Annotated in this window: 11 protein-coding genes; 6 read left to right on the forward strand and 5 right to left on the reverse strand. The window is 64.1% G+C overall.

The genetic code is table 11. The features are described 5' to 3' along the window. The first annotated feature begins 20 nt into the window (after positions 1–20). Together G333_RS0103080 and G333_RS14200 are read left to right on the forward strand one after the other, a co-directional pair. The gene (locus G333_RS0103080) at positions 21–1,058 is read left to right on the forward strand and encodes an aminoglycoside phosphotransferase family protein (RefSeq protein ID WP_019627636.1); all 1,038 of its coding nucleotides are present in this window, start codon (positions 21–23) and stop codon (positions 1,056–1,058) included. Positions 1,059–1,097: 39 nt separating this feature from the next. Further along, complete coding sequence (locus tag G333_RS14200) at positions 1,098–1,817, forward strand: 7-cyano-7-deazaguanine synthase (RefSeq protein WP_019627637.1); 720 nt, start codon at positions 1,098–1,100, stop codon at positions 1,815–1,817. 484 nt (positions 1,818–2,301) lie between these two features. Here G333_RS14200 and G333_RS0103090 read toward each other — a convergent pair whose 3' ends face one another. Next, positions 2,302–4,107, reverse strand: coding sequence for an ABC transporter ATP-binding protein (locus G333_RS0103090; protein ID WP_019627638.1), 1,806 nt, complete (start codon positions 4,105–4,107; stop codon positions 2,302–2,304). A gap of 262 nt (positions 4,108–4,369) precedes the next feature. Here G333_RS0103090 and G333_RS0103095 point away from each other — a divergent pair, with 262 nt between their 5' ends. Continuing rightward, the gene (locus G333_RS0103095) at positions 4,370–5,980 is read left to right on the forward strand and encodes an amino acid adenylation domain-containing protein (protein WP_019627639.1); all 1,611 of its coding nucleotides are present in this window, start codon (positions 4,370–4,372) and stop codon (positions 5,978–5,980) included. Between the two features lie 40 nt (positions 5,981–6,020). Further along, positions 6,021–6,716 carry a class I SAM-dependent methyltransferase gene (locus G333_RS0103100; protein ID WP_019627640.1) on the forward strand — a complete coding sequence of 232 codons (696 nt, stop codon included), beginning with the start codon at positions 6,021–6,023 and terminating at the stop codon, positions 6,714–6,716. A gap of 18 nt (positions 6,717–6,734) precedes the next feature. On the opposite strand, the gene G333_RS0103105 is transcribed toward G333_RS0103100, so the two are convergent. Genes G333_RS0103105 through G333_RS0103120 form a run of 4 tightly spaced genes read right to left on the reverse strand, consistent with a single transcriptional unit; the run spans position 6,735 to position 9,717 of the window. Next, positions 6,735–7,757, reverse strand: a complete 1,023-nt coding sequence (locus G333_RS0103105) for a glycosyltransferase (RefSeq protein ID WP_019627641.1) — start codon at positions 7,755–7,757, stop codon at positions 6,735–6,737. Next, the gene (locus G333_RS0103110) at positions 7,757–8,641 is read right to left on the reverse strand and encodes a hydrolase 1, exosortase A system-associated (protein ID WP_019627642.1); all 885 of its coding nucleotides are present in this window, start codon (positions 8,639–8,641) and stop codon (positions 7,757–7,759) included. The genes G333_RS0103105 and G333_RS0103110 overlap by 1 nt, the downstream gene beginning before the upstream one ends. Further along, on the reverse strand, positions 8,638–9,456 hold the full coding sequence (locus G333_RS0103115; protein WP_019627643.1) for a hydrolase 2, exosortase A system-associated: 819 nt from the start codon (positions 9,454–9,456) through the stop codon (positions 8,638–8,640). The genes G333_RS0103110 and G333_RS0103115 overlap by 4 nt, the downstream gene beginning before the upstream one ends. 9 nt (positions 9,457–9,465) lie before the next feature. Beyond that, positions 9,466–9,717: a phosphopantetheine-binding protein gene (locus tag G333_RS0103120; RefSeq protein ID WP_019627644.1), complete on the reverse strand. Its 252-nt coding sequence runs from the start codon at positions 9,715–9,717 to the stop codon at positions 9,466–9,468. Positions 9,718–10,048: 331 nt separating this feature from the next. Here G333_RS0103120 and G333_RS0103130 point away from each other — a divergent pair, with 331 nt between their 5' ends. Further along, on the forward strand, positions 10,049–11,878 hold the full coding sequence (locus G333_RS0103130) for an asparagine synthase (RefSeq protein ID WP_038037892.1): 1,830 nt from the start codon (positions 10,049–10,051) through the stop codon (positions 11,876–11,878). A gap of 279 nt (positions 11,879–12,157) precedes the next feature. Next, on the forward strand, positions 12,158–12,451 hold the full coding sequence (locus G333_RS0103135) for a type II toxin-antitoxin system RelE/ParE family toxin (RefSeq protein WP_018175555.1): 294 nt from the start codon (positions 12,158–12,160) through the stop codon (positions 12,449–12,451). The last annotated feature ends 6 nt before the right edge of the window (positions 12,452–12,457 follow it).

Raw genomic sequence — 12,457 nt, forward strand, 5'->3', positions numbered from 1 at the left:
CACCCAGCCGTGGGAAGCGCATGAAGCTGATCGATCGGGCAGCGTTACCCGCCAAGTTTCGCGAACAACTCACTCGCGACGTTCAACAAAACCAGGGCTGCTCCTCCCCCCCTCGACTTCACCGTTTATGGGTCGAGGACTACCCGTATTCGCGGATCTTCCGCCTCCATTATCTGGGCACGCAAGGCCCCATTTTGGTGTACCTGAAGACCCTCCCGCGGTGGGCCAACGGCATGGCAGCGGCCGTTCGAGCCGAGAAGCTTCGCAAGGAATACACGACGCTCCTCCGGCTGAGTGCGGCCACCTTCCAGAGCGGACGCAGCACCCCGGATCCAATCGGGTATTACCCCGATCACGATGTCCTGGCCATGGGCGCTCTCCCGGGACAGCCGCTCCGACACCTGATTGCCCGACACATTTCCGTCTGGAACCCGACCGCCCTGCTTAAGCTGAGGGAGCCTGCGGCCCACGTGGGAGCCTGGTTGCGCGAACTCCACGCGCTTCCCAACGGCGACCGGACTACGTTCGATGCCGACACCCTGCTGGAATTCTGCGAGGCTCAGTTCGTCCGAATTCTGAGCCACAGGGTCCACTGGCTCCCCGCCGACTACCCCTCGAAGTTCGAGCGCGTGGCGCAGGAAGTTGCCTCCCAGCAACAAACCGGCCAGTCCGCCACCGTGCTGTCCCACGGGGACTACAAGTCACACAACATCTGGATCGAGGATGGTCGAGTGCAGGTGCTCGATTTCGGCAATGCCGGACCGGAGTCGCCACTGATCGATATTTGTTCCTTCTGGGTCGAGCTGGAATGTTCCAAATGGGAGCACCTGAATGTCGCGGGTGCTCTGGGCCAACTGCAAGATGCCTTTCTGGAAGGCCGATCGGTCAGCCGCAGGGACAACCCGCTCTTCGATCTTGTGGCCGCACGCTATTTCCTTCTACGGCTCGCTAACGGCGCCGAAACGTTTCCACGATTACGGCGCCGCAAGGCGCTGGAAGCCCGGGTACTATGGAATTGCAGGCAGTACATGCTGAATCTTGTGCAACGCTACGCCTGAGCGGCTTGGTCAATCCACCTCCATCAAGTGGCATGACATATGACACAGCTGACACGTCACGTCCTCTGGACCGGAGGTTTCGACAGCACCTTCCGGGTTTGCCAGATTCTGGCCACGTCCAAGGACACCCTCCAGCCGCACTATCTGGTGGACGAAACACGACAGTCTACCGGTGAAGAAATCCGAGCCATGTCGGCGATCCGGACCACGGTCGAGGAGCTGTGGAGCGGGGCATCCTGCCGTCTGCTCCCCACAAAGTACACGTCGGCGCGGGGAAACCCCATTCCAAATGACATTCGGCAGGCCTTCAACACCGTTTACAGTCAGAAAGACATCGGCACTCAATACCCATGGCTTACCCGGTATGCTCGAAGTCTTGGCCTCCCCCTGGAGCTGGGTATCCAGGGCGGAGGCCGGCTTGAAAAAACCCTCGGGCCCTACGTCTGGGATGGAGAGCTCGCTGGTTCCGGCGACACGGAGTTCGAAGAAGCTCTATTGAAACTTTTTGAGCCGTTCCGCTTCCCGATCATGGATCTGTCGAAAACCGACATGATTCGGATCGCCGACGAACAGGGCTTTCGTCCGATCATGGAACAGACGTGGTTCTGTCACCAGCCCAAAACAGGGAAACCCTGCGGCCGCTGTGCGCCGTGCAAATACGCGATCGAGCAGGGCATGGGCTGGAGGATCCCTTTTCTACGGCGCATACAGCATCGAAGCTTCTGGGAAGGGCTCTCCGGAAAACACCGCGCCTCTTAAGGCCGTTGAGACTTATCTATCTGCACGGAGTCCACACACTCGGTCTTGTCCAGCCGAAACGCTTGCTCCCCTCCGGAAGTGAAGCACAGCGTCTAACCGGCGCGATACAGTGCAGGAAATGCCACCATGGCAAGCAGCGGGCATCACCGCACGCCCGCAATATCGTCTACCGCATCAAGCAGGGCTTCGGCAGCACGCGCACCGGTTCGCCTGGATAAAAACCCCTGGATTGTGGTGCGGTCCAGGAGGTGCAATTGCGCCAGTACCTGATCCGGACCGCTCAACTCGTCGTTAAACGCCGCACCACCCTCTCGCTCCAAACCACCTCTGGAACCACGGATCCAGGCATTGCCAGAACCGGCGCACCCGCCGATACCGCGTAGTAGATCGCGTGCGACATCGAAAGGTCAGAGTATCCCCGCAACAACGCAGTGGGACAATCCCGGTGGATGCCCATACCCACCGATCGTACAGCCGGGTCGGGTCACTGAATCCCGCCGGCCGCGAGCAATTTGAACGACCCACTGCGCGCCGAAAGCTCGTCCCAGGTCCCCGCATCGGTGACCGTCCCCTGTTCGAGGATGAATATACGGTCACAGGGCGCAACGGTGGTCAGTCGGTGAGCGACAAGGATGATTGTCTTCTCGCCCGCGAGTTTATGAATCGCGTCCATGACGGCGCGCTCGGTGGCATTGTCCAGGGCACTGGTCGCCTCGTCGAAGAAGAGCACTTCGGGGTCGCGGTAAAGGGCCCGGGCGATGCCAATACGCTGGCGCTGACCGCCGGAAAGCCGAGTACCTCGCTCGCCCACGATCGTGTTGTAGCCAAGGGGGAGCTCCCGGGTAACAAAATCATGCAAATTCGCCTGACGCGCAGCCCTTTCCACCGCCTCATGATCGATTCGGGCCTGGGGAACACCCAAGGCGACGTTGGCTGCCACACTCTGGTCCGCAAGGAATATGTGCTGCGGAACGTACCCGATTGCTTGTTGCCAGTTGCGAACATTGCCTCGCGCAAGGGGCTCGTTGTCGATCCGAATCTCACCTTGGTCCGGCTCGAGAAGTCCCAGAAGCAGGTCAAGCAGAGTGCTTTTTCCGGCACCGGACGAACCAATGAATCCGACGGTCGTCCTGGCCTGGATTGCCAGTGAAACATCGCGGATGGCGGGTTGATCGTGGCCGGGGTAGGTGTAGGCAAGATCCGTTGCCGTCAGGGCCGACTGGGGCGCCAATGGCGCAAGCTCATTATCGCTCTCAGCTGGGAGTTCGTCCCGGGTTGGATGGCCGAGATCCTGCAGAATGTTGTCCACCGCGGCAACATTGAAGCGCAGCGACGCAAACTGCTGAAATATCTTCTGGAACGCCGGTATCAGTTGACGGCCCGCCAACGCGTAGAGACCGATCAACGGCAGTGCCTTGGCAAGCCCGCCATCACCGGCCATCAGGAAAAGCACCAACAGGAGAACACCACCAAAGGCAATCGCCTCGATAGCGTACTGGGGGATCTCCTTCAGCAAGATCGCGTTGGCCTGGTGGCTTGCAAAACGTTTTGAAGGATCGCGGTAACGCTCCAGGTAATCGCGCTCGCGGCCAAGTAGACGTATCTCCTTGGCACCGGCAAAGGCCTCCGCCGCTGCGGTAAAGCGCTCGCGGTTCGCCTCAACGCGATCCTTCCCGATGCGGTTCAGCCACGTGCGCGCGAGAAAGTAGATAGCTCCGTAGATGCTACCCAGAGCGAACGCGACGGTCAGGGCCAGCCAGGGCTGAACCACGATCAGCAATGCAATGATGAAGATCGCCAGCAGTCCTTGGCTGGCCAACCGGAGAACCGGCATCAGGGCGCCATTAATCGCCTGGGTGGTCTCCTGCAGAACGGTCTTGGCCAGGTCGCCTGAATTGCGGTTGAGGAAGAACGTGAACGGGCGACGGAGGTAGTCCCCCATCAGGCGCCGGGAGAGCTCGTACTGCTGCATGTGGGTAAACCGCGTAATGGCCCACTGGTTGAGCGCCTGCAGCGCCGTACCGGTTATGAACACGACGAAGGCCGCAAGGCCCAGGAAATACAGGAAACGATTGGTCGACTCGAAGCCTATCCATTCATAGGCAACGCGAAGCACCTCGTTGTCGTGGACCATATTCGGGTCGGAGAGAACCGCCAGAAACGGCATGACCGAGGCGATGCCCGCAGTCTGCATGAAGGCCGTGGCGATCATCAGGAGCACCAGCAGGCCGACCTTGCCGCGATCGCGGGGGTCGAGCAGGGCATTCAGCTTGCGCAGGGTTTGCAGCATGGTTTCGCCGACCGGGGATCCTTCGTACGAGGGGCCTTCGAACGGGCCCTGTAGTCGACCGCCATCAGGCGGCCGTTAGCCAAGCCTTGCGGCCTGTATCTCGTTTGGATTGTACGAGATGGGGCGATCGCGGATGCTTCGCTGAAGGCACCGTGGACGTGCGATCGCACGGTTGGCCGGGCTGATCGCCCGTCCGGACCGGCCGGAAGATCCCGAATGCCGCAGCGACAAAGGGTTCTGGAGGATAACGAGGACTGCAGCCATGCCAAACGCCAAGCTAACGAAGGGTTTGCTCACCGGCTTCCTGCGCTCGGTCGAGTGCTTCCCGGAACGCCCCGCGCTGGATGTCGAGGGTGGCGTCCTGAGCTACAACGAGCTGTTCGCGGCCGGCGCGGATATCGCGCACGTGCTGCAACAGAGCTTGACCGGACACGCGCCCGGCCGGACCGGTGTGCTCGCCCAGCGCTCGCTCGCGATGTACCGCGGGATCCTGGGGACCCTGATGGCCGGCCACACGCTGGTTCCACTGAACCCGGGGTTTCCCGCCGAACGCACGGTGGCCATGGCCGACCAGGCCGACCTGTCAGCGCTGCTGGTTGATCGCCAGGGTCTGGAGCGGCTCGATGAAATACTGGGAGCATTCTCCCGGCCACTCACGATCCTGCTACCCGATGCACAGCGGCTGGAGGACCTGCAAACGCGCTGGCCCCGGCACGCCTTCCGGGTAATCGGCGATTCCCCTCGGCCCGCGGATTGGGCGCCGGCGACCGTATCCCCGGATGATCTGGCCTGCCTGTTCTTCACCTCCGGCAGCACGGGCATACCCAAGGGCGTGGGCGTTCTGCAGCGCAATGCAGCGCGCTTTGTGGAGATGTCGCAGGAGCGGTATCGGGACTTCGGCATTAGCGAGACGGACCGTTTTTCGCAGTTCTACGACATCACCTTCGATTCCTCGATGTTCGACCTGTACGTGTCGTGGGCCTTTGGTGCCTGCCTGTGCTGCCCCTCCGCCCGGGAGTGGTTCAACCCCAACCGCTACATCGCGGACAAGGCGCTCACGGTAATCGACATCACCCCCTCGGCCGGGCACGGGATGAATCGCCGCAACGGCTGGGCGCCGGGACGGTTCCCGGATCTGCGCCTGTGCCGCTTTGGCGGGGAGGCCCTGTCAGCGGAGCTGGCCGAGGCGATGGTGGCCGCCGCCCCCAATGCCATTGTCGACAATGCCTACGGGCCCACCGAATGCACCGTGGATGCCTGCTACTACCGCTGGGACGGGGAGCGATCGCCGGCGGAATGCGAGCACGGCATGGTGCCGATCGGCTATCCGGGCAACCAGGTCGGACTGCGCGTGGCGAACGAGACCCTGCAGGAGGTACCGGTCGGGGCCGAGGGCGAACTGCTGATCAGCGGCCCGCAGGTGACACCCGGGTACTGGAAAGACCCCGAGCGCACGGCGAAGGCCTTTGTGCACCTGGACGATGGTCGCGTGCACTACCGCACCGGGGATCTGGTGCGCCGTCCGGCCCCAGGCCAACCGATCATCTTTCTCGGGCGCCTGGATCACCAGATCAAGATTGGCGGGGTGCGGATCGAGCTCGGCGAGGTGGAGGCCGCACTGCGCGAAGCCGCCGGCACGGACCAGGCAGTGGCCGTTGGATGGCCGCGAACGGAATGCGGCGCCTCGGCGATCGTGGCATTCGTGGTCGCGGAAGATATGGACGAATCGGCCATACGCGACCGGCTCCGCCAGAGACTGCCCGCGGTGATGGTCCCGCGAACCATCCACTCGCTGGACAGCCTGCCGCTCAACGCCAATGGCAAGGTCGATCGCAAGATACTTGTGACAGGACTGGAGACCGCCGAAGCGTGAACAGCCCTCCACCTTCCAGCCCTGCAACCACGAGAACGACATGATGGATACGCTTGTTCGGCTGCGCGCCTCCCTGCGCAAGAATGGCTGGTGGCGCACCCTGACACTCATCCCGCGGAACATCCTGTTCCAGCTGACGGATTTCGACCGCAAACACGGTACCAATACCGGCTTTCAGGCCGAGGACGACGCGGGTCTGCCACGGGAACACGAGGGCTACGAGGGCGCTCCGCCGCGTCTGTTTCACCGGATTATCCGGTCCCTGGATATCGCCCCCGAGCACTACGCGTTCATTGACCTGGGCTCGGGCAAGGGCAAGGCACTGCTGCTCGCGGCACATCATCCGTTCCGGCGGATCATCGGGGTCGAATACAACCCTCGTCTGGACGCAATCGCTGCCGAGAACGCCCGGATCTATCGACACCCCGAACGCCGCATGCACGCGATCGAAACCATCCGCGACGATGCCGGAGCATTCGATCTTCCGCCGGGCGACCTGCTGATCTACCTCTTCAACCCCTTCAAGGCAGCGATCATGGAGCGGGTGCTGGCGAATCTCGAAAGGGCCTTGCAGGCCGAGCCGCTGGACGTACTGATCGTCTATCAGAACCCCACGCAGAGGCGCCTACTGGACCAAGCCCCGTTCCTGGAACGGATCGCCTACCGGGAATACCGCACCAAACGCTTCAGAAAGATGCCAATCGGCCGGGTTGCGATATACCGCAACCGCCGCTGAAGGGGCCAGAGACGTGCACTAATCAGCCTCTCCCTTGCGGGTGAGCAAGGCCTTCAGGGTACTCGCCCCCAAGTATCCCCAAGTCTTCACCCGTCCCGGACTGCGCAGCAGGGCCTGAAAGAACGCGCGCCGGGCGATGCGTGGGTCACCTTCCCAGTAATGGTGATACCCGAAGGTGAAACAGGCCTCGCCAAGCCGCTCGCGCACCTGGGACCAGGGGGTCTCCTCGCCATTGGGGCCCACCAGACCCCAGCGGTCCAGCGCCCGCCGGACCACCTCGACCTCGTAATTCACATTCGGATACTTGGTAATGCAGCCATGTCCGTGCAAGCGATACAGGGCCGTCACCCGGTCCAGCTGGCGATACTCGGTCAGTCGCGAGGCCCGAATCCAGTAGTCGTAATCCTGGCCGCGCTTGAGTTCCGGATCGAACTTGCCGACCTGCTCCACCAGCGCGCGTCGCATCATCACAGTGATCGTATGCGGCAGGGATTCCATCAATAGCTGGTTGTAAACCCAGCCCGACCCCTCCGCGACAATAGCCGGTGCCTCGGTCACCGGGACCGGGGGGTCAGCCAGTGTGCGGGCCGAAGCGAACTGCCCGTCGGCATCCGGCTTCCATGAAAGAAAGTCCGTATGCACGAAACCGATCTCCGGGTGCTGCTCCATATACAGCACCTGGGCAGTAAGCTTGCCCGGCAACCAGACGTCATCGGAATCGATAAAGGCGATATAGTCACCGCCCGCCTTCGCGATACCGGCATTGCGGGCCACGGCCGCCCCCTGGTTCTGCTGGGTCAGCAGCGTCAGGCGGTCGCCATACCCGCGCAGGATGTCGATCGTCCCGTCGGTCGAGCCGTCATCCACCACGATCAATTCGATGCTGGGGTAGTCCTGATCCAGAACACTGTCGACGGATTCGGCAATATATGTGGCCGTGTTGTAGGCCGGCATGATCACCGAAACCCGTGGCTTGCGGTTACCATCCTCCAGCGCGGCCGGGGACTTGCTACTCGTCGGGGCTTGTTCCATGGACGACATCACTCCCGCCCTCGTTCCGGCACTCTCTGCAGCCAGTCATGCGACCACATGGCCACCTGGTCGCGCCACTCACGGCGGGAAAAGGTGTGGTTGGCACCGGACAGTTCGCGCAGGGTCACCCGCGACCCCTGCAGCAGCCCGCTCCATGCCGGCGCAGTCGTCGCCACATCGCGAAACTCGGCGGCCGTCAGGTCCTCGCCGCTCAGGATCACCAGGATTGGCCCCTGAAAACGCCGCCAGCCCTCGGCCATCCGGTCCGGCAGCGGGCCATTACCGATATCGGGACTTGCTTGGCCGGACTCGCCAGGGGAGGCCCCGGACCTGGAACCGAGCGCAGCACCGACCATGCGCCCCAGGGAGCGCAGGGACGCCCAGGGGTTGAAACGCCCCTTCAGGGCCCCGGACCAGAAATCGCGCGCGAACAGGCGCTGGAGGTAGTAGGTCTTCAGGTAGGCCCGAGCCAGGCCCTCGTCGGTGCGGACCCAGGGGTTGGCCAGCACCAGGCCCGCCACCCGGCCGTCGCGCCAGGCATAGAACAGCGCCGCGGAGGCCGCGCCACACAGGCCCCATATGACCACATCGTGCATCCCCGGCACCTCGGCCGAGAAGGTATCCATCGCGGTCCGCAGATCATCGTGGACCTCTTCGTAATCGCGCTGGGCACCGGAAGAATCGCCCATGCCGCGAAAATCAAAGCGGAACACGGGTATCCCCTGTGCTGCGAAATGCCGGGCCAGAAGCAGGAACTGGCGGTGGCTGCCCACCCGGTACTGCGGCCCGCCCACCGCGATCAAGACCCCGCGCCGGGCGCCATCTGCTCCGGGATGCACAATGCCCAGCAGTTCTTCCTGCCCAACCCGGAAGATCACGGCGTGTTCGGTCATGCGATGGTCTCTAGGGAAACACTGCCTAGCCGGCGCAGGGTCGCGTCCAGCAACTGGGGCACCTCGACGATGTCCTGAGTCGACCAGAAGGCATCGCCACCAACGACCGTCGCGGTAACCGCGGCGCCCTCCTCGCGCCAGCGCTCGATCAGGCGTTCGCTCGCCGGCGGCAGCGGTGCGGTGTCCTGCGCGGCCACTTCGAACCACTCGATCGCCTCCGCGTGCGGCGGGCGCAGACGGGCCGCCGCCAGGCGCGCGGCCAGCTTGGGCGCCAGGGTATACCCGGCGACTTCCAGCGACTCGCCGGCATCCAGTTGCGAGCGCAGCTGGGCGGTACCTTCCTTTTGCCCACCCATCAGCCCGGCGGCCATGCGCAGGCGCAGGAACTGGGTCAGGTGCTGTTCGCCATTCGTGACTGGGGCCCAGTAGACCGCGGCCGTCGCCGATTGCGTGCGCGCGGCCAGGAAATCCCCCGCAAGCAGGCAGCCCGCCCGCAGCCCCCAGACCATGAACGGCGCCGGGCAGCGCGCCTCGAGGTGTTCGCTGCAGCGTGCCAGGTCGTCCAGCCAGAGATCCCAGTCCGCGTCGCCAAAGTCACCGCCGCTGTCGCCGCACCCGTAGAGGTCCGGGATCAACACGGCGTAGCCCGCCTGCGCCAGGCGGCGCGCCTGCAGGCTCACCATGCGACGGGACTTGTTGAGCTCCTCGGCCAGGGGCGGGACAAACAGCACAGCACCCCGGATGGAGGGACCATCCGGAAGATGGAGCACATGGAATACCGGCCCGGCCTTGCCCTCCAGGAACCCGGCTTCCATGCCGCGCGCCTAGCTGTCGAGCTTGGAGTCGATGAAATCGACCAGAGTGCCGAGCGTCTCGAAGGTCTCGGCGCTGACATCGTCATCATCGATCACGATGTCGAAATGGCTCTCGATCGAGGTGATCAGCGAAACGACCGCCATCGAGTCCAGCTCCGGTACGCCACCCAACAGCGTGGTGTTGCGGTCGAAGTGCTGCGCTCTCCCGTTCAGACTCAGGGCACTGTCCAGCAGGTTCTTGGTGTGATCGAGGGTCGACATATGACGGGTTCCTGAAGGTCGGGTATCCCTGCCCGGCCGGGATGCGGGATTGTCCGGCAGGTTACCGCATCTGCACGGGCTGTCCAGATCGGCGCCGGCAGACCGCGCCCCCTGCGTGATCGGCACGTTAAGCCCCTGGGCCTCGGACCACCTCGCACACCCGGACCCGCACGTAGAATGAGGTCCAGCACGGCATGGATTCGTGCTCGCGAGCAGTGCGCGCGGCCTCGCCCCGCGCATCCCGCGCCTTGTCAGCAAGCAACAACGACTCGAGCGCGAACGCATACATCAATCAACGTTTCCCTGGCCCGACCAGGCAACAGGCGGACGGATGGCGGGACTTTGTGGATGGTTCGCGGTGAATGCCGCATCACCGGCCGGCGCCCTTGAGGCCCAGGGACAGGCGCTCCCGGGGCTCTCCGGGGCGCCGGACGCCCAATGCACGAACCGCCTGGGCGGCTGCCGGGTCCGGGGCGGCTGGATCGCGCAGGAGGCCGACGTCATTGCCGCCATCACTGGCCATCCGCAATGGCGGGACCCTGCCCTGGCCCGACGGGCGCGAGAGCACGACCCCGCGCAGGCCCTGCTGGAGGCCTGGCGGCAGCACGGCGTCGGCCTCTTCGAGCAGGTTGGCGGCGACTATGCACTGGCCATCGTGGATGCCGGGCACGGTCGCCTGGTGGCCGGCATCGACCGCCTGGGCCAGACACCGCTTCACTTTGCGCACCTGGATGGCGGCGTGGCCTTCGGCACCAGTGCCGGATGCGTGGCCGCACACCCGGCGGTTGCCACCGAGGTGACCCGCGAGGGGCTCTACCACTACTGTTTCTTCCACATGCTTCCGGCCCCGGTCAGCCTGTTCTCCGGGCTGGAGAAACTGCCGGGCGCCCACCGCCTGACCCACAACGGCGACCGGGCCGAGGTGTCCCGCTACTGGCGCCCGCGCTTCGAGGAAGACAGTGCGGCCACGCCCGAGGCCCTGGAAGATGCCCTGCACGAACACGCGCAAGCAGCGGTGGAACGACGTGCGGACTCCCCCCGCCCCGGCGCCTTTCTGAGCGGCGGCCTGGACAGCTCGACGGTGGCCGGGATGCTCGCCGGCATGCACCCCGGGGCCGACAGCTTCAGCATCGGCTTTGATGCGCCCGGATACGACGAGATGGAGTACGCGCGCATCGCCTCGCGGCACTTCGGGACCCAGGCGCACGAGTACTACGTGACGCCGGAGGACGTGGTCGACGCCGTGCCCCGGATCGCCGGCAGCTACGACGAGCCCTTCGGTAATTCGTCGGCCCTGCCGGCCTATTTCTGCGCCCGCATGGCGGCCGACGCCGGCATCACCCGGCTACTGGCCGGGGATGGTGGCGACGAGCTGTTCGCGGGGAATGCGCGCTACGCCAAGCAGGGCGTATTCGAACACTGGGGCCGGATCCCCGCGCCGCTACGCCACCACCTGCTGGATCCGCTGTTCACCCGCCTGCCGCGCGGCCTGCCGCTGGCCGGCAAGGCCCGCAGCTACGTGGAACAGGCGCGTATCCCGCTGCCGGATCGACTGCAGACCTACAATTACCTGCACCGCCTGGCGCCGGAGACGATGTTCGCACCCGAGTTCCTCGCGGCCGTGGACCGCGAGGCCCCCTGGGAGCTGATGCGCGGGATCTACGCGCAGCCCCAATCGGCGTCGTCCCTCAATCGCATGATGTACCTGGACTGGCAGCAAACCCTGGCCGACAACGACCTGCGCAAGGTGACCGGGATGTGCCAGCTGGCCGGCGTCGATGTCGCCTTCCCGATGCTGGACGACGAACTGGTCGAGTTCTCCTGCCGCGTGCCGTCGGACCTCAAACTAAAGAAGGGCCGCCTGCGCCACTTCTACAAGGAGGCGTTTACCGGTTTCCTGCCCGACGCCATCATCGACAAGAAAAAACACGGCTTCGGCCTGCCGTTCGGCGTCTGGATGCAGGAGCACGCGCCGCTGCGGGAGCTGGCATACGACAGCCTGCTGCGACTGAAGGGCCGCAATTTCCTCCGCGACGACTTCATCGACGAGTTGATCCGACTGCACCGCGAGGGCCACGCAGCCTATTACGGCGATTTCGTCTGGATCCTGATGATGCTCGACCTCTGGCTCGAATCGCACCCCGCCGCCCGCCTGGCATGAGTCACGAAGACACGACGCAAGGGCGGGGGCAAGGGCGGGCCACAGGAAGGCGGGAAACGCGCGAACGCTCTGGACGAAATGGCCCGCGATCGACCGCTTGGGGCTCCCGACTGCAACGGTTTCCATATCCCCGTCATCCGGGCCGCAGCACACCACCATCGTCATCCCGGCCGCAGCGAAGCGGAGAGCCGGGATCTCCAGGCCGTGACACCCACGCCGCCCTTCGCCCCGCCCTTTTCAGGTTTTGGAATAGCATGGAACCCGTGATACCGTGTTTCCATGATTGTATGCTTCAAGGATCGAGGCACTGAGGATATCTTCAACGGGCTTTCGTCGAAGGCTGCTCGCAAGGTCTGCCCACAATCTGTATGGCGGGTTGCCGCAAGAAAGCTGGAATTGCTGGATTCGGCCATGAACGTTGAGGAGCTGAGAGTCCCACCGGGTAACCGACTGGAGGCCCTGGCGGGAGAGCGAAAAGGCCAATACAGCATTCGAATCAACGAGCAATATCGGATCTGCTTCGCCTGGACAGACTCCGGGCCCGACCAGGTCGAAATCACGGATTACCACTGAGGCACA

This window comes from Thioalkalivibrio sp. AKL10 (assembly GCF_000381845.1).
In the GTDB taxonomy this organism is placed as follows: Bacteria; Pseudomonadota; Gammaproteobacteria; order Ectothiorhodospirales; family Ectothiorhodospiraceae; genus Thioalkalivibrio; species Thioalkalivibrio versutus.

Coding starts and splice junctions, on each gene's coding strand:
- G333_RS0103080 (WP_019627636.1), top strand. CDS start 21: ATGAAGCTGATCGATCGGGCAGCGTTACCCGCCAAGTTTCGCGAACAA.
- G333_RS14200 (WP_019627637.1), top strand. CDS start 1,098: ATGACACAGCTGACACGTCACGTCCTCTGGACCGGAGGTTTCGACAGC.
- G333_RS0103090 (WP_019627638.1), bottom strand. CDS start 4,107: ATGCTGCAAACCCTGCGCAAGCTGAATGCCCTGCTCGACCCCCGCGAT.
- G333_RS0103095 (WP_019627639.1), top strand. CDS start 4,370: ATGCCAAACGCCAAGCTAACGAAGGGTTTGCTCACCGGCTTCCTGCGC.
- G333_RS0103100 (WP_019627640.1), top strand. CDS start 6,021: ATGATGGATACGCTTGTTCGGCTGCGCGCCTCCCTGCGCAAGAATGGC.
- G333_RS0103105 (WP_019627641.1), bottom strand. CDS start 7,757: ATGTCGTCCATGGAACAAGCCCCGACGAGTAGCAAGTCCCCGGCCGCG.
- G333_RS0103110 (WP_019627642.1), bottom strand. CDS start 8,641: ATGACCGAACACGCCGTGATCTTCCGGGTTGGGCAGGAAGAACTGCTG.
- G333_RS0103115 (WP_019627643.1), bottom strand. CDS start 9,456: ATGGAAGCCGGGTTCCTGGAGGGCAAGGCCGGGCCGGTATTCCATGTG.
- G333_RS0103120 (WP_019627644.1), bottom strand. CDS start 9,717: ATGTCGACCCTCGATCACACCAAGAACCTGCTGGACAGTGCCCTGAGT.
- G333_RS0103130 (WP_038037892.1), top strand. CDS start 10,049: ATGGCGGGACTTTGTGGATGGTTCGCGGTGAATGCCGCATCACCGGCC.
- G333_RS0103135 (WP_018175555.1), top strand. CDS start 12,158: ATGATTGTATGCTTCAAGGATCGAGGCACTGAGGATATCTTCAACGGG.